Source organism: Shinella sp. R2-11 (assembly GCF_055330205.1).
This window is the reverse complement of record NZ_JBVAPC010000004.1, coordinates 422277-442910: the sequence shown is the minus strand read 5'-3', so window position 1 is coordinate 442910 and position 20634 is coordinate 422277. Positions and strand designations below refer to the sequence as shown.

Annotated in this window: 25 protein-coding genes; 11 read left to right on the top strand and 14 right to left on the bottom strand. The window is 66.0% G+C overall.

Going from position 1 to position 20634, the window contains the following annotated elements:
- The first annotated feature begins 137 nt into the window (after positions 1–137).
- Complete coding sequence (locus ACZ1A1_RS14045; RefSeq protein ID WP_463620424.1) at positions 138–1904, top strand: peptidoglycan L,D-endopeptidase MepK; 1767 nt, start codon at positions 138–140, stop codon at positions 1902–1904.
- 72 nt (positions 1905–1976) lie between these two features.
- On the opposite strand, the gene ACZ1A1_RS14040 is transcribed toward ACZ1A1_RS14045, so the two are convergent.
- The 3 genes from ACZ1A1_RS14040 to ACZ1A1_RS14030 all read right to left on the bottom strand — a co-directional run bounded on the left by ACZ1A1_RS14040 (position 1977) and on the right by ACZ1A1_RS14030 (position 3463).
- Positions 1977–2243, bottom strand: a complete 267-nt coding sequence (locus ACZ1A1_RS14040) for a DUF2312 domain-containing protein (protein ID WP_119256684.1) — start codon at positions 2241–2243, stop codon at positions 1977–1979.
- Positions 2244–2358: 115 nt separating this feature from the next.
- Entirely contained in the window at positions 2359–2664 is a 306-nt protein-coding gene (locus tag ACZ1A1_RS14035; RefSeq protein ID WP_313196472.1) for a DUF1244 domain-containing protein, read from the bottom strand.
- 10 nt (positions 2665–2674) lie between these two features.
- Positions 2675–3463, bottom strand: a complete 789-nt coding sequence (locus ACZ1A1_RS14030) for an N-formylglutamate amidohydrolase (RefSeq protein WP_463620393.1) — start codon at positions 3461–3463, stop codon at positions 2675–2677.
- Between the two features lie 194 nt (positions 3464–3657).
- Here ACZ1A1_RS14030 and ACZ1A1_RS14025 point away from each other — a divergent pair, with 194 nt between their 5' ends.
- Together ACZ1A1_RS14025 and pyk are read left to right on the top strand one after the other, a co-directional pair.
- Positions 3658–4134: a DUF1036 domain-containing protein gene (locus tag ACZ1A1_RS14025; RefSeq protein WP_313196474.1), complete on the top strand. Its 477-nt coding sequence runs from the start codon at positions 3658–3660 to the stop codon at positions 4132–4134.
- Positions 4134–5573, top strand: coding sequence for a pyruvate kinase (pyk, locus tag ACZ1A1_RS14020; RefSeq protein ID WP_463620392.1), 1440 nt, complete (start codon positions 4134–4136; stop codon positions 5571–5573). Before ACZ1A1_RS14025 ends, pyk begins: the two co-directional genes overlap by 1 nt.
- Before the next feature lie 76 nt (positions 5574–5649).
- On the opposite strand, the gene ACZ1A1_RS14015 is transcribed toward pyk, so the two are convergent.
- From ACZ1A1_RS14015 to ACZ1A1_RS13995, 5 genes are all read right to left on the bottom strand, one after another.
- A complete protein-coding gene (locus tag ACZ1A1_RS14015; RefSeq protein WP_463620423.1) occupies positions 5650–6267 on the bottom strand; it encodes a tetratricopeptide repeat protein in 618 nt (205 codons plus the stop codon).
- A gap of 83 nt (positions 6268–6350) precedes the next feature.
- Positions 6351–6476 carry a type B 50S ribosomal protein L36 gene (gene ykgO / locus ACZ1A1_RS14010; RefSeq protein ID WP_119256688.1) on the bottom strand — a complete coding sequence of 42 codons (126 nt, stop codon included), beginning with the start codon at positions 6474–6476 and terminating at the stop codon, positions 6351–6353.
- Between the two features lie 180 nt (positions 6477–6656).
- On the bottom strand, positions 6657–7715 hold the full coding sequence (locus ACZ1A1_RS14005; protein ID WP_463620391.1) for a 5-(carboxyamino)imidazole ribonucleotide synthase: 1059 nt from the start codon (positions 7713–7715) through the stop codon (positions 6657–6659).
- The gene (gene purE / locus ACZ1A1_RS14000; protein ID WP_313196504.1) at positions 7712–8179 is read right to left on the bottom strand and encodes a 5-(carboxyamino)imidazole ribonucleotide mutase; all 468 of its coding nucleotides are present in this window, start codon (positions 8177–8179) and stop codon (positions 7712–7714) included. The genes ACZ1A1_RS14005 and purE overlap by 4 nt, the downstream gene beginning before the upstream one ends.
- 50 nt (positions 8180–8229) lie before the next feature.
- Complete coding sequence (locus ACZ1A1_RS13995; protein ID WP_313196476.1) at positions 8230–8433, bottom strand: YdcH family protein; 204 nt, start codon at positions 8431–8433, stop codon at positions 8230–8232.
- Between the two features lie 216 nt (positions 8434–8649).
- Between ACZ1A1_RS13995 and ACZ1A1_RS13990 the strand changes: the two genes are divergently transcribed.
- Positions 8650–8823: a YdcH family protein gene (locus tag ACZ1A1_RS13990; RefSeq protein WP_313196477.1), complete on the top strand. Its 174-nt coding sequence runs from the start codon at positions 8650–8652 to the stop codon at positions 8821–8823.
- A gap of 187 nt (positions 8824–9010) precedes the next feature.
- Here ACZ1A1_RS13990 and ACZ1A1_RS13985 read toward each other — a convergent pair whose 3' ends face one another.
- Entirely contained in the window at positions 9011–9271 is a 261-nt protein-coding gene (locus ACZ1A1_RS13985) for an ArsR/SmtB family transcription factor (RefSeq protein WP_313196478.1), read from the bottom strand.
- Between the two features lie 61 nt (positions 9272–9332).
- Positions 9333–10103 (bottom strand): sulfite exporter TauE/SafE family protein, encoded by a 771-nt coding sequence (locus ACZ1A1_RS13980; protein ID WP_463620390.1) that lies wholly within the window; start codon positions 10101–10103, stop codon positions 9333–9335.
- 93 nt (positions 10104–10196) lie between these two features.
- Between ACZ1A1_RS13980 and ACZ1A1_RS13975 the strand changes: the two genes are divergently transcribed.
- From ACZ1A1_RS13975 to ACZ1A1_RS13955, 5 genes are all read left to right on the top strand, one after another.
- Positions 10197–10850, top strand: a complete 654-nt coding sequence (locus tag ACZ1A1_RS13975; protein ID WP_463620389.1) for a thiamine phosphate synthase — start codon at positions 10197–10199, stop codon at positions 10848–10850.
- Between the two features lie 9 nt (positions 10851–10859).
- Positions 10860–11993, top strand: a complete 1134-nt coding sequence (locus ACZ1A1_RS13970) for a tetratricopeptide repeat protein (RefSeq protein WP_463620388.1) — start codon at positions 10860–10862, stop codon at positions 11991–11993.
- 179 nt (positions 11994–12172) lie between these two features.
- Positions 12173–12973, top strand: a complete 801-nt coding sequence (locus ACZ1A1_RS13965; RefSeq protein WP_313196482.1) for an inositol monophosphatase family protein — start codon at positions 12173–12175, stop codon at positions 12971–12973.
- Between the two features lie 110 nt (positions 12974–13083).
- A complete protein-coding gene (locus tag ACZ1A1_RS13960; RefSeq protein ID WP_463620387.1) occupies positions 13084–14151 on the top strand; it encodes a MotA/TolQ/ExbB proton channel family protein in 1068 nt (355 codons plus the stop codon).
- On the top strand, positions 14152–15183 hold the full coding sequence (locus tag ACZ1A1_RS13955) for a peptidoglycan -binding protein (RefSeq protein ID WP_463620386.1): 1032 nt from the start codon (positions 14152–14154) through the stop codon (positions 15181–15183).
- A 73-nt stretch (positions 15184–15256) separates the two neighbouring features.
- Here ACZ1A1_RS13955 and ACZ1A1_RS13950 read toward each other — a convergent pair whose 3' ends face one another.
- Positions 15257–17080, bottom strand: a complete 1824-nt coding sequence (locus ACZ1A1_RS13950; RefSeq protein ID WP_463620385.1) for an ABC transporter transmembrane domain-containing protein — start codon at positions 17078–17080, stop codon at positions 15257–15259.
- A 190-nt stretch (positions 17081–17270) separates the two neighbouring features.
- Between ACZ1A1_RS13950 and rpmE the strand changes: the two genes are divergently transcribed.
- Complete coding sequence (rpmE, locus tag ACZ1A1_RS13945; protein WP_119256699.1) at positions 17271–17492, top strand: 50S ribosomal protein L31; 222 nt, start codon at positions 17271–17273, stop codon at positions 17490–17492.
- A gap of 265 nt (positions 17493–17757) precedes the next feature.
- Here rpmE and rcdA read toward each other — a convergent pair whose 3' ends face one another.
- The gene (gene rcdA, locus ACZ1A1_RS13940; protein WP_119256700.1) at positions 17758–18276 is read right to left on the bottom strand and encodes a protease adaptor protein RcdA; all 519 of its coding nucleotides are present in this window, start codon (positions 18274–18276) and stop codon (positions 17758–17760) included.
- Positions 18277–18695: 419 nt separating this feature from the next.
- Between rcdA and ACZ1A1_RS13935 the strand changes: the two genes are divergently transcribed.
- A complete protein-coding gene (locus ACZ1A1_RS13935; protein ID WP_463620384.1) occupies positions 18696–19139 on the top strand; it encodes an NUDIX domain-containing protein in 444 nt (147 codons plus the stop codon).
- Here ACZ1A1_RS13935 and ACZ1A1_RS13930 read toward each other — a convergent pair.
- Positions 19136–19324, bottom strand: a complete 189-nt coding sequence (locus ACZ1A1_RS13930; RefSeq protein WP_119256702.1) for a DUF1192 domain-containing protein — start codon at positions 19322–19324, stop codon at positions 19136–19138. The genes ACZ1A1_RS13935 and ACZ1A1_RS13930 overlap by 4 nt on opposite strands.
- Entirely contained in the window at positions 19321–20598 is a 1278-nt protein-coding gene (locus tag ACZ1A1_RS13925) for an MFS transporter (protein WP_463620383.1), read from the bottom strand. The genes ACZ1A1_RS13930 and ACZ1A1_RS13925 overlap by 4 nt, the downstream gene beginning before the upstream one ends.
- Positions 20599–20634 lie beyond the last annotated feature (36 nt).

Genomic DNA, 20634 nt, shown 5'->3' with positions numbered 1-20634 from the left:
GATTGTTCACTATAACGGGTGCGCGATGACGAGTGTGGCGGATTTGCCATGCTCTCACCGCAATTGGCAGTCATCTGGGGCAACGGACGTTCGTTGTCCTTCGGACGGGGAAAGAGTTGGCAAATTTGTTCGCATCGATGAAGCGCCCGGGGACGACCCTTGGCAGCCTCTGCAAGACAGTGTTGCAAAAGCTGCCCAAGGCCGTGACCACGGCCGTGCTCTCTGCTGCCCTCATCCTGCCCGCAGCCATTCCCGCGACTGTCCAGGCCGAGAGCGGCAGCCGCACGCTCAAGCTCTATTTCATCCATACCAAAGAAAAGGCCGAGATCACCTTCAAGCGCAACGGCCGCTACGACCAGCGCGGCCTGAAGCAGCTCAACGAGTTCCTGCGCGACTGGCGCCGCAACGAGCCGACGAAGATGGACCCCCGCCTCTTCGACCTCGTCTGGGAAGTCTACCAGAAGGTCGGCGCCACCGGTTACATCAACGTCGTCTCCGCCTATCGCTCGCCGGCCACCAACGGCATGCTGCGCTCGCGCACCAAGGGTGTCGCCAAGAAGAGCCAGCACATGCTCGGCAAGGCGATGGACTTCTACATTCCGGGCGTGAAGCTCGCGACGCTGCGCGCCACGGCCATGAAATTCCAGGTCGGCGGCGTCGGCTACTATCCGACCTCCGGCTCGCCCTTCGTCCATCTCGACGTCGGCGGCGTGCGCGCCTGGCCGCGCATGAGCCGCCAGGAACTCGTCAGCCTGTTCCCCGACGGCAAGACCATGCATGTGCCGACCGACGGCAAGCCGCTGCCGGGCTACCAGCAGGCGGTCGCCGACTACAAGCGCCGCGTCGGCTCGGATGCCATCCAGGTCGCCGGCGGCGGCTCCAAGCCCTCGGCCTCCAAGCGCAAGGGCGGCTTCCTCGCCAACCTCTTCGGCGGAGGCGGCGACGAGGATGAAGAACCCGAAATGATCGCCAGCAGCGCGGCGATCGCCGACGACTTCGACGAGGGCGGTTCCGGCCGTCCGGCGGCGAAGGCCGTGCAGGAGGCGCAGCCCGCCGCGGCCGAAGCGGAGACGGAGCTTGCCTTCAACGCGCCCGTTCCCGGCAGCCGCCCGGCCTTCAAGTCCGCCGAGACGAGCGAGCTTGCGCTTGTCGCGCCGCCGACGAGCGGTGCCGTCGCGGCGCTCGAAGCGGCGACGACCGAAGAGCAGAAGCCTGAATACGAAGACCTCGCCGCCTACAAGATCCCGCTTCCCGTCATGCTCGGCGCGCGCGGCCAGGCCGGCGATGCCCAGCCGGCCGACGTGATGACCGCCGAAGCGGCGGCCGAGGACGGCGAGGAGCTGGCCATGGTGCCGGTGCCGGGCCTGCGCCCGCAGGTCGAACTGGACAAGACGCAGACGGCGCTGATGGCGGCCGCGGAAGCGGACGTCGCCCTGCCGACAACTGCCGACCGCTCCGGCCTTGCCGCGCTCGCCGATCCGGCGACGGGCGGCGGCGACAACGCGCCGATCGAGATGGCCGCGCTGATGTCGACGGATGGCGGCGCGACCCGCTCGCTTTCCGGCGCCGACGCCTTCGACGCCAAGACGGTGGAAGAGGTGCCGGCCAAGGGCGGCCGCCCGAAGAAGAAGGACGCCGATGCCGCCAGCCGTGGCGCCATCCGCACCGAGCCGAAGCTGTCGCAGAAGATCCTGTCGCAATGGGCGCTGACCCAGGGCCGCGTCGCGACGCTGTCCAAGCCGGTCAAGGCGCCGCGCTTCGTCAGCCGCACGCTGCGCGCCGCGCCGACCACCGTCTACATGGCCGGCTTCCAGCCGGAAGGCCATTCGATCGACGCCGGCCGTTTCAGCGGCACTGCGGTGAACTTCATGGAAGTCCGCAAGTTCGAACGCGCCGAGAACTGAGCGGCAGGACATATCCAACAAAAAACCCGCCGGAGCGATCCGGCGGGTTTTTTGTTGGGCCTTGCCGGAGGCTTATTCGGCGTCCGGCGGCAGCTCGACCATGCCGAGGGCCTGGAGATAGGTGTCGAGGATCGCTTCCTGCTCCATGCGCTCGTCCTTGTCCTGCTTGCGGATCTGGATGACCTTGCGCAGGATCTTGGTGTCGAAGCCGACGCCCTTGGCTTCGCCGTAGACGTCCTTGATGTCGTCGGCGATGGTTTTCTTTTCTTCCTCGAGCCGCTCGATGCGTTCGATGAACGCGCGAAGCTGGTCGCGTGCGACGCCGTGGGCATCCGACATGGTCTTCTCCTTGGATGGGCTGGTAGAAATTCGAAGGTGCCGTGACTTGCCGCGAACTTCCGGCAAGATCAAGACCAATCGTGCGACGCCTGCCGATTTTCGCGCCGCGAAGGCGTCATTCCTTCGGGCGGCTGATCTCGAAGGCGGACTTCTGCGCGTCGGTCGCCTCGCGCTGGTAGCGGGCGCGCCATTCCTCGTAGGGCATGCCGTAGACGATCTCGCGGGACGCTTCCTTGTCGAGCGGCACGCCCGCCTCGTTGGCGGCATCGCGGTACCAGTTGGACAGGCAATTGCGGCAGAAGCCGGCAAGGTTCATCAGGTCGATGTTCTGCACGTCGGTGCGCTCGCGCAGATGCCGCACGAGACGCCGGAAGGCGGCGGCCTCGAATTCGGTCTGCTGTTCCTTGCTGAGGTCGGTCATCGTCTCTGTCTCAATAGGGTCCGGTGCGGGACGGGTGTATTTCGTATGTGTGCAGGCTCTCGTCGGCATTCAAGCGCGAAAAGACCGGCGCCAGCCGGTCGACCCAGCGGGCAATGCCGGCTTCGTCGCCGATCTCGTCCTGGCGGATCTCGATGAGCGCGTGGGCAATGCCGGGCTTCATGCAGTGACGGAACATGGTGTCGCCGCGCAGTGCCCCGTCATAGGGCTCGTTGTCGCCGACGACGACGTCGCCCGGCGCTTCCAGCTCGGCGAGCAGCGGACGCACCGCACGCGGGTCGCTGTCCCACAGCACTGTCACCTGCCAGGGGCGGGGAACGCCCTTCCAGGCCGGCGTGAAGGAATGCATGGACAGGACGAGCGGCGCCTTGCCCGTCTTGTCCGCGACGGCGGCGATCGTGCGGGACACGGCATCGTGATAGGGGCGGTGGAAGGTTTCCAGCCGGTATTGCCATTCTTCGGGCGTGATCGGATGATTGCCTGGAACGATCGCGCCGTCGGAGATCCGCATGACGAGCGTCGGGTCGTCCTCGCCCCGGTTGGGATCGATGAGGAGGCGGGAAAAGCGGCTCATGACCACCGGCGCGTTCAGCCGGGCATTGAGGCCGCGCACCACCCCTTCGACGCCGATATCGTAGGCGATGTGGCGCTCGAAGGCGCTTTCCGGCAGGCCGAGGTGGCCATAGCGCTCGGGCAGGCGGTTGGTGGCGTGGTCCGCCAGGATGACCAGCCCGAGAGCAGGGTCGCCGTCGATGATCTCGAAAGGGGGAAGGTCCTGCATGCTTTTGCCGTCCATATGCCGCGCCGCGCGAGTGATCGCATGGGGCGATCCGCCCCGCAACCCGCAATGCCTGGTGTTCGGGAAAGATTCCTTCGCTTTTCATGACGATGTAATCGATTAGAGCCGCGTTGACATTCCTGCCCCGTCGTCGCAAGAAAGCGCATATTCAAATCAACGGAGTTCCATTGGAAGCCGTGAGAGCCAATAGCCATCGCCCGACTTTCCTGAAAGCCAGCGGTCTTCTCCAGGCCGGCCTCTTCCTTTTCGCGGGTTTTCTCGCGCTGTCCGTGCCGCAGGAGGCGAGAGCCGATTTCCGCGTCTGCAACGGCACGCAGAACCTCGTCGGCGTCGCGATCGGCTATCGCGCCAAGGAAGGCTGGATCACCGAAGGCTGGTGGCAGGTCCCCGCGACGACCTGCGCCACGCTGATCGAGGGCGAGCTGCAGTCGCGCTACTATTACCTCTATGCCGAAGACGCCGCTCGCGGCGGCCGCTGGACCGGCGACGTCAACATGTGCGTGGCCGAGAACGAGTTCAAGATCACCGGCGTGCAGGACTGCTTTGCCCGCGGTTTCCAGCGCATGGGCTTCAAGGAATATGACACGGGGCGGCAGGGGAGCTGGATGGTACAGCTTTCCGATACGCCAGGGACGCAGGAAAGCCAGAACTGATGAGACGGAACAGAAAAGTCAAAATCCTCGCCACGCTCGGACCGGCATCGTCTGACGAGCAGATGATCCAGAAGCTGCACGAGGCGGGAGCAGACCTGTTCCGCATCAACATGAGCCATGCCAGCCACGACGTGATGCGCACGCTGATCAGCCGCATCCGCGCCGTGGAGGCCCGCTGCGGCCGCCCGATCGGCATTCTCGCCGACCTCCAGGGCCCGAAGCTGCGCGTCGGCAAGTTCGCCAACGGCTCGGAAGAGCTGAAGCCCGGCCAGACCTTCACGCTCGACAACAAGGACGTGCCCGGCGACAGCACCCGCGTGTTCCTGCCGCATCCGGAAATCCTGGAAGCGGTCAAGCCCGGCCATCGCCTGCTGATCGACGACGGCAAGCTGCATCTGCGCGCCGAGAGCGCCGACGGCAAGTCGATCGTCTGCACGGTCGTCTCCGGCACCAAGATCTCCGACCGCAAGGGCGTCAGCCTGCCCGACACGCTGCTCGGCGTCGGCGCGCTGACGGAGAAGGACCGCGTCGACCTCGACGCCGTTCTGGCAACCGGCAGCGTCGACTGGGTGGCGCTCTCCTTCATCCAGCGTCCGGAAGACCTTGCCGAGGTGCGCAAGGTCGCGCGCGGCCGCGTCGGCCTGATGTCGAAGATCGAAAAGCCGCAGGCTGTCGAGCGCATCGACGAGATCATCGAGCTTTCCGACGCCCTGATGGTCGCCCGCGGCGACCTCGGCGTGGAAATGCCGCTGGAAGCCGTTCCCGGCATCCAGAAACAGCTCATCCGTGCCTGCCGCCGCGCCGGCAAGCCGGTGGTCGTCGCCACGCAGATGCTGGAATCGATGATTTCCGCGCCGGTCCCGACCCGCGCCGAGGTCTCCGACGTCGCGACCGCCGTCTTCGAGGGCGCGGACGCCGTCATGCTGTCGGCCGAATCGGCGTCCGGCGCCTATCCGGTCGAGGCCGTCTCCACCATGGCGTCCATCGCCAGCACGGTCGAGCGCGACCCGCACTATCCCGGCATCATCTACGCCCAGCGCTCGACGCCGGAAGCGACCGGCGCCGACGCCATCTCGCTTGCCGCCCGCCAGATCGCCGAGACGCTGAAGCTGTCGGCCATCGTCTGTTACACCTCGTCGGGCGCGACGGGCCTGCGCACGGCCCGCGAGCGGCCGGACGTGCCGGTTCTGGCGCTGTCGCCGGTCATCGAGACGGCGCGCCGCCTCTCGGTCGTCTGGGGCCTGCACTGCGTCGTCACGGGCGATGCGGAAGACCTCGACGACATGGTGAACCGCGCCTGCCGCATCGTCGTCAGCGAGGAGTTCGGCAAGCCGGGCGACCGCATCATCATCTCGGCCGGCGTCCCGCTCGGCACGCCCGGCGCGACGAACATGCTGCGCATCGCCTATATCGCCGCGGACGGCGTCAGCGGCGTCTGAGGGGCTTTTCCGGAATGATCTGGGAGAGGCGGGCTTCGGCCCGCCTTTTTCGTTTCAGGCGGCCTGAGACGGCTGTTCAGGTGCGCTGGCCGGTGAGCTTTTCGGAGAGGTCGCCGAATTCCTTCTGGGCGTCCCGCTCGGCGGGATAGACGTCGAGGAACTTTTCCCAGGCCTTCAGGGAGAGCTCGTCGCGCCCGGTCTGGGACATGATGGCGGCCATGCCGGCGAGCGCGCCGAAGTGGCGCGGCTCGATCTTCAGCACCTGGTTGAGGTCCGACATGGACTTGCGATAGTTGCCCATCTTGAAATGCAGCGTCGCGCGGCGGTTCCAGCCCTCGACATAGTCGGGGCGCAGGCGAATCGCCTCGTCGAGATAGTCGAGCGCCACGGCGTTCTTGTCCTCGTCGACGGCCTTGTCGGTCCATTGCATCAGGAGATTGACGGTGGCGCTGCCGGAATCCTGCCATTCCCTGCGGATCTGGTTGGCGATCCCCTTGGCGGCGTCCGGATTTGCCTCGCGTTTTAGGGCGTCGAAGAGCTTGTCGAGACGCTGGGCCTGCGTAGCGAAGGCGGTGGACGACGGGTCCACGGAGGCCTTGTCCGCCTGCTGCGCAAGGGCATCGGCCGGCGCGGAGGCGACGAGGGCGAGGGAAAGACAAAGTGCAGCAAGCATGAAAAAGCGCATGGCGGTTATGGTAAACCGCCATGGCCCAACTTCAAATCGATATTTGTCGATCAACGCTTCCCGCAAGGCGGAAAGGCGACCACGACGCCCGATCAGCCCTGACGAGCCTTGAAGCGCGGGTTCTGCTTGTTGATGATGTAAACACGGCCCTTGCGGCGAACAAGGCGGTTCTCGCGGTGGCGAGCCTTGAGCGACTTGAGCGAATTCTTGATCTTCATTTTTCTGATCCGCGTATTGCAGGGCGACTCGAGTTCGCCGGATTTCCTCAATCAAAAACGCGCCGTTTCGGGCGCGCTTTCAGGTTGGCAGGCATGTAACCCGTGACATTTGCGCTGTCAACCGTGGCCGGCGGGTTTTCCGCGGGACTGTGCCGGTTTTCCAGCCTCCGGCGCAGCTTTTCAGCCGATAATCTGCGTCACATGCCCCATCTTGCGGCCGGGACGGGCCTCCGTCTTGCCGTACAGATGGACGAGCACGTCGGGCTTTGCGAGCCAGGCGGGAACATCGCTGATGTCGTCGCCGATGAGATTCTGCATCACGCAGTCCGAGTGGCGGCGCGGGTCGCCCAGCGTGTGGCCGGCGACGGCGCGGATATGCTGCTCGAACTGTGAGACCACGCAGGCCGCCTCCGTCCAGTGGCCGGAATTGTGCACGCGCGGGGCGATCTCGTTGGCGACGAGGCCGCCATCGGGCAGCACGAAGAACTCGACGCCGATGACGCCGACATAGGCGAGGTGGTCGAGGATGGCGCGCGCGGCCTTGCGCGCCTGGTCCGCCGTTGCCTCATTGATGCGGGCGGGCAGGGTCGAGGTGTGCAGGATGCCGTTGCGGTGGATGTTCTCCGCCGGGTCGTAGCAGGCGATGGTGCCTTCGCCGTCGCGGGCGGCGATGATGGAGACCTCCCGCTCGAAGGGAATGAGGCTTTCCAGGATCAGCGGCACGCCGCCGAGCGCCTCGAAGGCGCCCTCGCGGCTTTCGGCCGGCGAGCGGAACAGGCGCTGGCCCTTGCCGTCATAGCCGAGCCGGCGCGTCTTGAGCACGCCGACGCCACCAAAGCTGTCGAGCGCGGCCTCGAGATCGGCTTGGCTGTCGACGGCGACGAAATCGGCGGTGAGGATGCCGCAATCGCGGATGAAGCTCTTCTCCACCAGCCGGTCCTGCGAGACTTCCAGCGCGCGCGGCGGCGGGAAGACCGGAACGGAGGCGGCGAGCGCGGTTGCGGCGGCGACGGGCACGTTCTCGAATTCGTAGGTCACGACGTCCGAGAGGCGGGCGAGCTCGGCGAGCGCGTCCGGATCGTCATAGGCCGCGACGATCTGGGCATTGGCGACCTGTGCGGCCGGACAATCGGCCTGCGGCTCGAGGATGACGGTGCGAAGATTGAGGCGGGCGGCCGCCATGGCCAGCATGCGGCCGAGCTGGCCGCCGCCGATGATGCCGACGGTGCGCGCGCTCATAGAGGGCCGTCCACGGGATATTCGGCGACCGCGCTGGACTGGTTCTCGCGCCATTCGTCAAGCCTGTGGGCGAGCTCGGGATCGCTGAGGGCCAGCACCGCGGCGGCGAGCAGCGCGGCGTTCACCGCGCCCGCCTTGCCGATCGCGAGTGTGCCGACGGGAATGCCGGCCGGCATCTGCACGATGGAGAGAAGGCTGTCCTGGCCGGACAGCGCCTTGGACTGGACCGGAACGCCGAAGACCGGAAGCGGCGTCATCGCGGCCGCCATGCCGGGCAGGTGGGCCGCCCCGCCGGCGCCGGCGACGATGACCTTGAAGCCCTCCGCCTTCGCCCCGCGGGCGAAGCTGTAGAGCCGGTCGGGTGTGCGGTGCGCCGAAATGATGCGGGCCTCGTAATCGACGCCGAGCGCATCGAGCGTGTCGGCGGCATTCTTCATCGTCTCCCAGTCGGACTGGCTTCCCATGATGATGGCGACGGGGGGCGTTTCTGTGGTGTCCAAGGCGTCTCGTCCGTTCAGGCGATGATGTCGGGAATGATCTGGTCTTCCAGCTTGGAAAGCTTGTCCTTGAGGATCAGTTTCTTCTTCTTCATCCGCTGGATTCTGAGGGCTTCGCAGCCGGTCTGGATCATGGCGTTGATCGCGGCGTCGTAGTCTTCGTGTTCCTGGCGCAGCCGTGCAACTGCAAGCCGCAATTCAGCCTGTTCCTGGTCTGCCATGCTATTCGTTCCCCTCGGCGGAGAGGGCGGACCGACCGCCTCCTCCAGTCTCAACAAAGGCTGCTCCTACCACGAAAGCCCTGGTAACGGGAAGTTATCCCTTGCCACGTTTTCGCCTTCGACAAATGAAAAATGACATGGCACACTGACTTTGTTGCAACCTGGATCATCCGGCACGCAAGTGACCGGGTGCAAGCAAAAGGAAGGAACTGTCACATGTCGATTGAGGCTCATCTGGCCACGCTCGAAAAGAAGCACGTTGCTCTGGAGGAAGAGTTGCATGCTGCAATGAATCGCCCCTCCGCGGAGGACCAGGCGATTGCAGACCTGAAGCGTCGCAAGCTGCGCATCAAGGATGAGATCGAGCGTCTTCGCTCTTCCACCCACTGAAAAGACAGGGATTTTTCCAAAGTTACAAAGGAGTGAGGGTCGCGTAGAGAATGGTCTGTATGGGAAGACCCGGGCTTGAACCCGTTTCGCGAAACCGCCCTTCAAAGACGAATTGATAGATGTCGTGACGCCCTGGCCCGTTCGAAAGACGCGCCGGGGCGTTCTGCTTCAGGATGGGACGGGTGGCTCACGACCAGAACTGGTCGAGCCAGAGATTGAGCCTGTCGAAGCCCCTCGCATTGATGGCGTAGATGCGCCTGGTGCCCTCGGCCTTCACGCTGACGAGGTTGGAATCGAGAAGGGCCTTCAAGTGCTGGGAGACCGCGGGGCGGCTGATCGGCAGGCCTTCGGACAGTTCGTTGACCGTGCGCGGCGCGCGGCGGAGTTCCTCCAGCAGGAACCTGCGGTTGGGATCGGCAATCGCAGCAAAGGGATCCGGGTGCGCCATGGCCGAAAGCTATGGCAAAGCAGCATTTCCGGCAAGCAAATTGTGCGGTGCCGAAAAGCTGTCAGAGGAAGGCGAGAGCCCCGTCATAGACGAGTTTCAGGCCGGCGATGAGGGCCATCGCATACATGAAGGGATAGAAGACATCCGGCTTCATGCGCTTGACGATAAAGCCGCCGCAGGCCGTCGCCGCGATGGCGAGGGGAACGAGCGTCGCGGAGATCGTCAGGTTCTCGGTATCGAGCTGGCCGAGGGCGAAATAGGGGCCGAGCTTGATGAAGTTGAGGATGGCGAAGAAGCGCACGCCAGCGCCGGTATATTCGCGCGGCGGCAGCTTCAGCGGCAGGCCGTAGACCTGGAAGGGCGCGCCGCCCGCATGGGCGACGAAGCTGCCATAGCCGGAAAGCGTGCCGAGGAAGGCCGCCGGCACCAGCCGGTGCGGCTTAGCGGCGATGACGTAGCCGTGCCGGGCGCGCCAGCTGTTGTAGAAATAGCGGGCGACGAAGAGCACGGTGATGAGGCCGATGATGAGGCGCAACGCATCGCGCGGCACATAGGCCGAGGTTGCCCAGCCGATGGCGATGCCGAAAAGCGCGCCCGGCAGCATCATCTTCAGGAGCATGCGGTCGTTGTGCCGGCGCCAGATATAGAGCGAAACGCAATCCATCACGACGAGGATCGGCAGGAGGATGGCGGCGGCCTGCACCGGCGGCACGGCCATGGCCAGCAGCGGCACGCCCATGAGGGCGAGCGCCTCGCCCATGCCGCCCTTGGTGAGGCCGACGAGCAGGACTGCGGGGATGGCGGCATAATAGATGGTGGGGTCGATGGGCATGGAAGGCGATTGATCCTCTTCGTCCTTCCGTCTATCCGCTTTGATCTGTTATGACGAGCCCCGAACATCTCAATCCGAGGGAAGTGCCCATCCATGTCCGACGTCGAAACCCGCTGCCGCCTTGTGCTGATCCTACCCGAGGGCGAGGAGCTTCCCGCGCGGGCCGCCATGCTGGAGGGCGCGCTGAAGGGCGGTGACGTCGCTTCCGTGATCCTGCCGCAATACGGCCTCGACGACGGCCAGTTCCAGAAGCACGCCGAAGTGCTGGTGCAGATCGTCCAGAAGGCGGGCGCGGCCGCGCTCCTTGCCGGCGACACGCGTGTCGCGGGCCGGGCCAAGGCCGACGGCATCCATGTGACGGGCGGGCTGGAAGAGCTCGGCGAGACGGTGGAGAAATTCACGCCGCGCCTCATCGTCGGCGGCGGCAACGCCACGGACCGGCACAAGGCGCTGGAGATCGGCGAGGTGCAGCCGGACTATATCTTCTTCGGCAAGATCGGCGGCGACATCAAGCCGGAGGCCCATCCGAAGAACCTCGCGCTTGCCGAATGGTGGGCCTCGATGGTGGAAATCCCCTGCATCGTGCTCGGCGGCACGGATCCGCAGTCGGCGCTCGCCGTTGCCGAGAGCGGCGCCGAATTCGTGGCGCTCGACAAGGCGGTCTTTGCCGATCCTGGGCAGGCGCCGCATGTCGTTGCGGCCGTGAACGCCCTGCTTGACGAAAAAGCGCCACGGTTTGGGGAATAGTAGGCGCTCATGATCAGGGCCGTTTTCTCGCACGCTTGCCGCATCGCGCCTCTGGCGCTTCTCGCCACGGTTGCCCTTGCGGCCGTGCCCGCTGCCGCGGAAACGGCGAAGAAAGGCCCCGCCGTCACCGCCGGCGAGGCGGATGCGAAGGCGAAGGATGCCCAGCAGCCAGCCGCTACATTCGAAAAGCCGGCGGACAGGCCTGCGGACGGGGACACGCCCGCCGACGGGCCGTCGAGCGGCCTGACGGTGCTCGACCGCATGGGTGCGGACCTGCCGGACCTGCCGGCGGAAAAGCCCTTCGCCGGCAAGGTCGACGAAGCTTACGGCGCCTTCCAGCGCGGGCGCTACCTGACGGCGATGGACCTTGCCCTGCCGCGCGCGCAGCTCGGCGATCCGGCCGCCCAGACGCTCGTCGCGGAAATCCTCGACCGCGGCCTCGGCGTGAAGCGGGACCGCGACCAGGCGATGTTCTGGTACCAGCAGGCGGCCAATGGCGGCGACCCGACCGGCATGTTCAAATATGCCGTTCTGCTGATGGAGCGCTCGCGCTCCAAGGACGACCGCAAGAAGGCCGACGAGCTGATGAAGAAATCGGCCGAGCTCGGCAATCCCTCGGCGCAGTTCAACTATGCACAGGTGCTGGTGGCCGACAGTCCCGGCGAGAAGGGGCTGCGCGAGGCGCTGCCCTATTACGAGAAATCCGCCGAGCAGGGCATTGCCGACGCGCAATATGCGCTCTCGCAGATCTACGCGAACATTCCCGACCTGCCGGAGGCGAAGCGCAAGCGGGCGCGCGAATGGCTGCTGCGCGCCGCCCGCGCCGGCTACGACACCGCCCAGCTCGACCTCGGCATGTGGCTGGTGAACGGCACGGCGGGCGAGCGCGACTACGACGCCGGCTTCAACTGGCTGAAACGGGCGGCCGAAGGCGGCAATGCCGTCGCCCAGAGCAAGCTCGCCCAGCTCTACATCCACGGCATCGGCACCAAGTCCGATCCGGTGGAGGCGGCGAAATGGTTCGTGCTGGCGCGCCGCGCCGGGCTCAACGATCCCTCGCTGGAGGATTTCTATCTCGGGCTGAACGACCAGCAGCAGAAGGCGGCGGTCGACGCGGCGAACAAGTACCGCTCCGGCTCCTGAAACCGCTGCCGTTTACCCTGTTGCGCGATACGAGACCCTGCATTGCGTCGCTTGCACGCGGCGAAGGCTTGAAACTTCGGGGGATTTGTGGTCTTGAGGCGCATCCCGGTCCCGGTGCGCTTCCCGCGCCGCGGCTTTTGCCGTCCCGAGCGCCGGACATTCCCGAAGGACTTTAGTTCATGGCCCGTTCAGCTCTTCTCAACGTCATGGTTCAGGCCGCATTCAAGGCCGGCAAGTCGCTCGCGCGCGATTTCGGCGAAGTGCAGAACCTCCAGGTCTCGCTCAAGGGGCCTGGCGACTACGTCTCGCAGGCCGACCGCAAGGCCGAGAAGCTGATCCGCGAGGAGCTGATGAAGGCCCGGCCGACCTACGGTTTCCTCGGCGAGGAATCCGAGGAGATCGCCGGTACGGACGGCGCGCATCGCTGGATCGTCGATCCGCTCGACGGCACGACCAATTTCCTGCACGGCATTCCGTGCTTCGCCATCTCCATCGCGCTCGAACGCAACGGCGAGATCGTCGCGGCCGTGGTGCTGAACCCGGCGACGGACGAGCTCTTCACCGCCGAGCGCGGCGGCGGGGCCTTCCTCAACGATCGCCGCCTGCGCGTCGCCGCGCGCAAGAACCTTTCCGATGCCGTCATCGGCTGCGGCGTGCCGCATCTCGGCCGGGGCAACCACGGCAAGTTCCTCATCGAGCTTCGCCATGTCATGGGGGAAGTGGCCGGCATGCGCCGCCTCGGCTCCGCCTCGCTCGACCTTGCCTATGTCGCGGCCGGCCGCTTCGACGGCTTCTGGGAGCGCGACCTCTCGGCCTGGGACATCGCGGCCGGCATCCTGCTGATTCGCGAGGCCGGCGGCTATGCGACGGATCTGGAGGGCGGCAACGCCATGCTGGACAGCGGAACGATCATCGCCGGCAACGAATATATCCACAAGGCGCTCCGCGAGGTCGTGCACCGCCCGGTGCCGACGCGCTAAGCGATTGAAAGGCGCGGCGCATTCCTGCGCCGTGTTGCGGGCTTGCCCCTTCAATTCGGCGCAATCTTCCTCTAGTCTCCGCCCCGACGAGGAAGCGGAGATGCGACTACATGGCTAAGCTGGCGCTGCCGGGCTGGGGAGGTTCGGCCGAGACCGGGGACGATTACCCGCACAAACTCTCAAGCCCCATGGCCTTCTTCTGGACGATGGTGATCTTCCTCATCATCGTCGGCTTCGTGGCCGCGATCCTCTTCCGCCAGGCGCAGACGGCGTTCCTTTCCAATCCCGGCCTCAACGGCCTGATCCTCGGCGTGCTGCTCATCGGCGTGCTCCTGGTGTTCAACCATGTGCTGGCGCTCCGGCCGGAGGTGCGCTGGTTCAATTCCTTCCGCGCGGCGGGCAGCGCCGAGAAGGTCGGGCGCGATCCCGTCCTGCTCGCACCGATGCGCGCGCTGATCGGCCGGCGCCATTCCGTAGCGCTTTCGACGGCGACGCTTCGCTCTATCCTCGATTCCATCGCGACCCGCCTCGACGAATCGCGCGACACGTCGCGCTACCTGATCGGCCTTCTCGTCTTCCTCGGCCTGCTCGGCACCTTCTGGGGCCTGCTCGGCACGATCGGCTCGATCAGCTCGGTCATCCAGTCGCTCGATGCCGGCGGCGGCACGGCGAACGATATCCTGACCGCGCTGAAGGAAGGCCTCTCCGCGCCGCTGACGGGCATGGGCACGGCCTTCTCCACCTCGCTCTTCGGCCTTTCCTCCTCGCTCATCCTCGGCTTCCTCGATCTTCAGGCCGGGCGCGCTCAGAACCGCTTCTACACCGAGCTGGAAAACTGGCTCTCCTCGGTGACGGATGTCGGCTCCGAGCTTCCGGCGGCGGCCGGCCTTGCGGGAACGTCCCCCGCCGACGTGCAGGCTCTCGCCGAGCAGATCCTCAAGCTCGCGCAGGAGAGCGGCGGCGGCAACCGCTCGACCGCCGCCATGGCGAGCCTTGCCGAAGGCATCCAGGGCCTCGTCAAGAACATGCGCAGCGAGCAGCAGATGCTGCGCGACTGGATCGAGGCGCAGCAGGAGGAATCGAAGGCCCTGCGCCGCACGCTCGACCGCCTTGCCGCGCGCAGCGGCGAGAAGGCCGATCGCGCCGCTGAAAAGGCCCACCCGGCCGGGGGCGAATAAATGGCGCTCGGGCGCAACCGGCGCAGCCAGCGCACGATCGATTACTGGCCGGGCTTCGTCGATGCACTTTCGACGCTGCTGCTCGCCATCATGTTCCTGCTCACCGTCTTCGTGTTGGCGCAGTTCTTCCTGAGCCGCGAGATCTCCGGCAAGGACGACGTGCTGAACCGGCTGACGAGCCAGATCAACGAGCTGACGCAGCTTCTGGCGCTGGAAAAGAGCGGCAAGCAGGATCTCGAGGATGCGCTTGCCAACCTGCAGGCCTCGCTCGCCCAGTCGGAAAGCGACCGCACGCGTCTTCAACAGCTCCTCGACAGCGGTGCGGGCGCTTCCGCCGCCGCGAGCGCCCGCGTGACGACGCTCGAAGGCGAGCTCGACAGCGAAAAGCAGGTGAGCGCGCGGGCGATGAGCCAGATCGAGCTGCTCAACCAGCAGATCGCGGCGCTGCGCAGCCAGATCGCCGCCGTCGAGGAGGCCCTGCAGGCCTCCGAGGCGAAGGACAAGAACTCGCAGGCCAAGATCGCCGATCTCGGCCGCCGCCTCAACGTGGCGCTGGCGCAGCGCGTGCAGGAACTCAACCGCTACCGTTCCGATTTCTTCGGGCGTCTGCGCGAAATCCTCTCCGACCGGGAGAATATCCGCATCGTCGGCGACCGCTTCGTCTTCCAGTCGGAAGTGCTGTTCCCCTCGGGCGGCAGCGACCTCAACGAGGCGGGGCAGGCGGAGATGCGCAAGCTCGCCGCCGCGCTGCTCGACCTTGCGAAGGAAATCCCCTCCGAGATCAACTGGGTGCTGCGCGTCGATGGCCATACCGACGCCGTGCCGCTCTCCGGCACCGGGCGCTACCGCGACAACTGGGAGCTTTCCTCGGCCCGCGCGACCTCGGTGGTGAAGTTCCTCATCGCCAACGGCGTGCCGGCCAACCGGCTCGTCGCGGCGGGCTTCGGCGAGTTCCAGCCGATCGCCGAGGGCGACGATGCCGCCGCCCGCGCCACCAACCGCCGCATCGAGCTGAAACTCACCGAGAAATAAAGCAAATTCCAGCAAAAGTGCGCAGCGGTTTTGCGTCCGGAATTGCGTCGAAAGGCTCCGGCGCGGCGTGTGGTCAGCCGACCGCGCGCTCCTCGTCGAGGAATGCCTGTCCGCCATGGTCGAACTGGAGGCGGGCGAGGCGGGCATAGAGGCCATCCTGCCGGATGAGCGACTGATGCGTGCCTTCCTCCACGACGCGGCCGTCCTCCATGACGAGGATGCGGTCGGCCTTGAGCACGGTGGCGAGGCGGTGCGCGATGACGATGGTCGTGCGCTTGCCCATCTGGCTGTCGAGCGCCTTCTGGACGAGCGTCTCGCTCTCGGCGTCGAGGGCGGAGGTTGCCTCGTCGAGCAGCAGGAGCGGCGCGTCCTTGAGGATGGCGCGGGCGATCGCGATGCGCTGGCGCTGGCCGCCCGAAAGCGTCACGCCGCGTTCGCCGACCATCGTGTCGTAGCCGTTGTCGAGCCGTTCGATGAATTCCTCGGCCTGCGCGGCGCGGGCGGCGGCGCGGATCGCCGCGTCGGCGACGCCGCTCATGCCGAAAGCGATGTTGTCACGGATCGTCGCGGCGAAGATGGTGACGTCCTGCGGCACGAGCGCGATGCGCCGGCGCAGCTCTTCCGGATCGGCGGCCCGCAGGTCGACGCCATCGAGGAGGACGCTGCCGGAATCCGGGTCGTAGAAGCGCAGGACGAGCGAGAGGATCGTGCTCTTGCCGGCGCCCGAGGGGCCGACGACGGCGACGGTCTCGCCCGGCTTCACGGCGAAGGAGAGGCCGTTGATGCTGCGATAGCCGGGGCGGGCGGGATAGGAGAAGTGGACGTCCCGGAAGGCCAGCTCGCCGCGGGGGGGGACGGGCAGGGCGACCGGGTTGGCGGGCGCGGTGATCGCCGGCGGCTCGGCGAGCAGCTCCGTCAGGCGCTCGGCGGCACCGGCGGCCTGTGACAGCTCGCCCCAGACCTCCGAGAGCGCGCCGAGGCTGCCGGCGGCGAAGACCGCATAGAGCAGGAACTGGCCGAGCGTGCCGGCCGACAACGTGCCGGAGAGCACGTCGCGCGCGCCGAACCAGAGGACGGCGACGACGGAGCCGAAGATCATGGCGATGGCGAAGCCGGTCAGCAGCGAGCGGGCGCGGATGGCCGAGCGCGCGGCCTCATAGGCGCTTTCGACATTGCCGAAGAAGCGGGCGCGGGCGGCCTCTTCCGCATTGAAGGCCTGCAGGGTGCGCGTCGCGCCTATGGCCTCGCCGGCATAGGCGGAGGCGGCGGCAAGCGTATCCTGCGCCTCGCGCGAGCGGCGGCGCACGGAGCGGCCGAAGGCGACGAGCGGGAAGACGATGACAGGAATGGCCGCAAGCACGAGGCTGGAGAGCTTCGGGCTCGTATAGACCATCATCGCGATGGCGCCGAGACAAAGGATGAGGTTGCGCAGCGCGACCGAGGCGGTGGCCCCGACGGCGGACTTGATCTGCGTCGTGTCGGCCGTCAGGCGCGAGACGATCTCGCCGGACTGGTTGACGTCGAAGAAGGCGGGCGAGAGCTTCGTCACATGGGCGAAGACGTCGCGGCGCAGGTCCGCCACGATGCGCTCGCCGAGCGTGATGACGAAATAGTAGCGCATGGCGCTCGCCAGCGCGAGCAGGCCCGCCAACACGAAGAGCATCGTGAAATAGGTGTTGATGAAGCCGGCGTCGGCATTCGAGAAGCCGTGGTCGATCATGCGGCGCACGGCGACCGGCAGCACCAGCGTCGTGACGGCGGCAAGGACGAGCGCGATCAGCGCCCCCGCGACGAGGCCGCGATACCGGCTTATATAGGGGGCAAGCCTGCCAAGCGGACGAATGTTGCGGCGTGCGGATTTCTCCGCCGCGACTGTCTGACTGTCTGTGGACACCATACCCCCGTTTCCAGTGCCTGGCGGCACGAATTGTCTTTCGGCTCTTGTTATCCAGACGGCCTTCATGTATAGGCTCGCCATCGAATTGGGAAGCCGTAGGTCCGACCGACTGCGGCTTCATTTACGTCTTTGGCCCCGCTGTCGCAATCCGTTGCGACAAATGGCCCCCGGAACAGGCAGGAAAGTTGTCATGAAGGCTGATATCCATCCCGAGTACCACACGATCAAGGTCGTGATGACCGACGGCACCGAGTACGAAACCCGCTCGACCTGGGGTTCGGAAGGCGCGACGATGAACCTCGAAATCGACCCCAAGTCCCATCCGGCCTGGACGGGCGGCAACCAGCAGCTCATGGACCGCGGCGGCCGCGTCTCCAAGTTCAAGAAGCGCTTCGAAGGCCTCGGCCTCTGATCTGCCTTCCGCAGTGGAATTTCGAGAACCCGGCTTTGGCCGGGTTTTTTGTTGCCTGCTGTTTGCAGAATTGCCCCTCATCCCCCTGCCGGGACCTTCTCCCCGCAAGCGGGGAGAAGGGGCAGAACGGCGCGCCCAGCGCTCCTCGCCCCGCTTGCGGGGAGAGGATGCCGGCAGGCAGGTGAGGGGTGACTCAAACCCGAAACGCAGACAACAAAAAACCCGGCCGAAGCCGGGTCCCTGCATGGATGCTTGCGCCAGCCGCTCAGTTGTTCCCGAATGCCGTCTGGAGCAGGTTGAGCTGGGCCTGGACGCTGTTCTGGTTGTCCGGCTGGAAGGTCTGGACGTCCTGCGGGCGGTAGATCTCGCGGTCGAGCAGGGCGATGCGGTTCTGCAGGCGCAGCGAGCGTTCGATGAGGTCGCGGAAGGCTTCCGGCAGGTCGTTCCAGCCGGGCGCGGTCTTGTCGACGTTGAAGCTGTCGAGGCGGACCTTGCTCTTTTCAGAAAGCACCTGGTCGCGGCTCATCTCGCCGTTGTTGACGGCGCGCTGGAGCAGGAGCCAGGAGGCCATCTGCATCAGGCGGGTGGTGAGGCGCATGGATTCGGCCGCATAGAGCACGGAGGCCATGCGCGGCAGGACCTTGGAGGCCTGCCGGCCGACGCCGTCGAGATAGCTCGCGGTTTCCTCGACCAGACCCATGCCCTCCGCGTACAGGGACTTGAATTGCGCCGACGACGCAACGTGGCCAGCGAAGCTGACGGTATTCAATCCTCTTTCGGACATGGTTTCTTCCCTGTTGAACGCATCACTTGCAGGTAACGGCAGGTCGGCCCGAGGTGTTCCAGGTGGCCGGTCTATAGCTAGAAGATGATGCCATAACCCAATTCGCGCAAGGGTATTCTTAAGAAAGGGTTAATCTCCACAATTCTTTCGGGACAGGTCCCGCATGCGGCGCGCCGCAAATAAAAAAAGAGCCGCGGAAAGCGGCTCTCAAGGTAAAACAGGGAGAAAAATCAGACCGATACCCCGGAGGGAGAAAATGTCTGAAGCCGGAAGGACCGGATGTGCAAGTAATAACATGTAAGGCTTAATGGCCGGTTAACTCTATTGCCGTTCGGTCTTTCCCTGTGTCTTTTCGGCAAGGCTGCGGCAATCCGGCGCGGCGGCCCCGCGCAAGCGAGCGCGATTCGAGGAATGTGAAGATGGCGTCCTATCTGATGGAGCTTCGCGGCCTGGTCGGCAGGCGGCTGCTTCTCGTCCCTTCGGTCGCGGCCGTCATCCAGGATGGCGATGGCCGGCTGCTGCTGCAGGAAAAGGCTTCGGGAGAGGGCTGGAGCCTGCCCGCGGGTGCCATCGAGCCGGGCGAGACGCCGCAGGAGGCGATAATGCGCGAGGTGCTGGAGGAGACCGGGCTCAAGGTCGCTCCGGTGGAGATACTCGGGGTCTTCGGCGGGCGGGACTTCCGCCATACCTATCCGAACGGCGACGAGGTCGAATATGTCGTCACCCTGTTCAGATGCGCGGTGGTCGAGGAGGGCGGAACCTGGACCGACCCGGAGACCCGGTCCCTCCGCTATTTCACGCGGGACACGCTGCCGCGCCTGACGCCGCCCTATCCCCTGTCGGCGCTGTTCCCCGAGGTCTAGCGGAAGAGGCTTTCCGCCGCCGAACGGCTCGCGCCCTTCTTCGCCTTTTCCGATTCGAGGCGTTCGATCTCCGCGCGCAGGAGGTCTATGCGCGCGGAAAGCTCGTCCACCGAAAGCAGCGACAGGTCGCTGCCGATCTCGTGAGCGGTCTTCCTGGCCGGTCGGTCGTCGTCGAACAGGCTCATGCGGGGCGCTCCTCCTGTTGCTCGTCGGCGGCCTGCGGCTGGGCGAGGGCGCGCGGCGAGAGCTGAAGGCTTTCCGGCGTGGTCAGCGTGCCGGGGTTGATGGTCGTGTAGGCGTCGCGCATTTCCGCCGGCACGGCGGCGCGGCGGCGGCTGCGGAAGATCGCGTAAGCGGTGATCAGGATATGCGCGACGCAGGTGACCATGAAGAGCGCATAGGGGCTGATCGCCGACATGATCGGGCCGCCGATCGTCGGGCCGATGATCGTGCCGACGCCATAGAGCAGCAGCAGCCCGCCCGAGACCTTCACGAAGTCCTCCGGGCTGGCGAAGTCGTTGGCGTGCGAAACGGCGATCGGGTAGAGCGCGTTGGCCATGGCGCCGTAGAGCGCGGTGAGCAGCAGCAGCACGGGCACGGAGGCCGGCTGGAAGAGGAAGAGGCAGAGGCCGGCAATGGCGGCGATGGCCGACAGCACGGCGAGCACGAGGCGGCGGTCGACCCTGTCGGAAATGCGGCCGGCAGGCAGCTGCATGACGGCGCCGGCGAAGATGGCGCCGCTCATCATGATGGCGATGGTGCTGGAGCTGAGGCCGACATTGGCGCCGAAGACCGCGCCAAGCGTGCCGAAGGCGCCGTTGGCGATGCCGATCAGCACGATGCCGACGCAGGCGATCGGCGAGGTGCGGAAGAGCGCGGGGATGTCGAGCCTGACCTGTTTCAGCGGCTGCGGCGAGGCGGCGGTCGAGAGCGTCGTCGGCAGCATGGCGAGGCAATAGAGGATGCCGGCGAACATGAAGAGGATCGGCGTCGTGACGTCGCCGAGCGCGACCGTCATCTGGCCGCCGACGGTGCCGACGAGGGTGATGGCGATATAGAGCGAGAAGATCAGGCCGCGGCTCTCGTTGGTCGCGCGCTCGTTCAGCCAGCTTTCGATGATCATCGACGTGCCGGCGATGGAAAAGCCGGTGACGGCACGCAGCACGATCCACCAGACCGGATCGACAAGGATGCCCGTCAGAAGCGCGATGATGGCGATCAGCGAGGCGAAGCCGGAAAAGGCGCGCACATGGCCGATGCGCTTGACGACGGTGGGCGCCAGCAGGCAGCCGAGGACGAAACCGCTCGCCCATGACGTGCCGAGCAGGCCGAGCATCGTCGTCGCATATCCCTCGAAGGCGCCGCGCATGGGCAGGAGCAGGCCGTGCAGGCCGTTGCCGAGGAAGAGGAACAGCGTGCCCATCAGCAGCGCGAAGACGGATATGAGGTTTTTACGCATGAGACTTTCGCAGTTTCGCCAATGGGAAAGGAATAG

Bases quoted from the DNA above. Each gene is read 5' to 3' on its own strand.
- ACZ1A1_RS14005 (WP_463620391.1), bottom strand. From the start codon at position 7,715: ATGAGCGCGCGCACCGTCGGCATCATCGGCGGCGGCCAGCTCGGCCGC.
- pyk (WP_463620392.1), top strand. From the start codon at position 4,134: ATGAGACGGAACAGAAAAGTCAAAATCCTCGCCACGCTCGGACCGGCA.
- ACZ1A1_RS13930 (WP_119256702.1), bottom strand. From the start codon at position 19,324: ATGAGCCTGTTCGACGACGACCGACCGGCCAGGAAGACCGCTCACGAG.
- ACZ1A1_RS13960 (WP_463620387.1), top strand. From the start codon at position 13,084: ATGGCTAAGCTGGCGCTGCCGGGCTGGGGAGGTTCGGCCGAGACCGGG.
- ACZ1A1_RS13965 (WP_313196482.1), top strand. From the start codon at position 12,173: ATGGCCCGTTCAGCTCTTCTCAACGTCATGGTTCAGGCCGCATTCAAG.
- ACZ1A1_RS13925 (WP_463620383.1), bottom strand. From the start codon at position 20,598: ATGCGTAAAAACCTCATATCCGTCTTCGCGCTGCTGATGGGCACGCTG.
- ykgO (WP_119256688.1), bottom strand. From the start codon at position 6,476: ATGAAGATCAAGAATTCGCTCAAGTCGCTCAAGGCTCGCCACCGCGAG.
- rcdA (WP_119256700.1), bottom strand. From the start codon at position 18,276: ATGTCCGAAAGAGGATTGAATACCGTCAGCTTCGCTGGCCACGTTGCG.
- ACZ1A1_RS13975 (WP_463620389.1), top strand. From the start codon at position 10,197: ATGTCCGACGTCGAAACCCGCTGCCGCCTTGTGCTGATCCTACCCGAG.
- ACZ1A1_RS13995 (WP_313196476.1), bottom strand. From the start codon at position 8,433: ATGGCAGACCAGGAACAGGCTGAATTGCGGCTTGCAGTTGCACGGCTG.
- ACZ1A1_RS14040 (WP_119256684.1), bottom strand. From the start codon at position 2,243: ATGTCGGATGCCCACGGCGTCGCACGCGACCAGCTTCGCGCGTTCATC.
- ACZ1A1_RS14030 (WP_463620393.1), bottom strand. From the start codon at position 3,463: ATGCAGGACCTTCCCCCTTTCGAGATCATCGACGGCGACCCTGCTCTC.
- ACZ1A1_RS14035 (WP_313196472.1), bottom strand. From the start codon at position 2,664: ATGACCGACCTCAGCAAGGAACAGCAGACCGAATTCGAGGCCGCCGCC.
- ACZ1A1_RS13990 (WP_313196477.1), top strand. From the start codon at position 8,650: ATGTCGATTGAGGCTCATCTGGCCACGCTCGAAAAGAAGCACGTTGCT.
- ACZ1A1_RS13955 (WP_463620386.1), top strand. From the start codon at position 14,152: ATGGCGCTCGGGCGCAACCGGCGCAGCCAGCGCACGATCGATTACTGG.
- purE (WP_313196504.1), bottom strand. From the start codon at position 8,179: ATGGGAAGCCAGTCCGACTGGGAGACGATGAAGAATGCCGCCGACACG.
- ACZ1A1_RS13980 (WP_463620390.1), bottom strand. From the start codon at position 10,103: ATGCCCATCGACCCCACCATCTATTATGCCGCCATCCCCGCAGTCCTG.
- ACZ1A1_RS14045 (WP_463620424.1), top strand. From the start codon at position 138: ATGAAGCGCCCGGGGACGACCCTTGGCAGCCTCTGCAAGACAGTGTTG.
- rpmE (WP_119256699.1), top strand. From the start codon at position 17,271: ATGAAGGCTGATATCCATCCCGAGTACCACACGATCAAGGTCGTGATG.
- ACZ1A1_RS13985 (WP_313196478.1), bottom strand. From the start codon at position 9,271: ATGGCGCACCCGGATCCCTTTGCTGCGATTGCCGATCCCAACCGCAGG.
- ACZ1A1_RS13970 (WP_463620388.1), top strand. From the start codon at position 10,860: ATGATCAGGGCCGTTTTCTCGCACGCTTGCCGCATCGCGCCTCTGGCG.
- ACZ1A1_RS13950 (WP_463620385.1), bottom strand. From the start codon at position 17,080: ATGGTGTCCACAGACAGTCAGACAGTCGCGGCGGAGAAATCCGCACGC.
- ACZ1A1_RS13935 (WP_463620384.1), top strand. From the start codon at position 18,696: ATGGCGTCCTATCTGATGGAGCTTCGCGGCCTGGTCGGCAGGCGGCTG.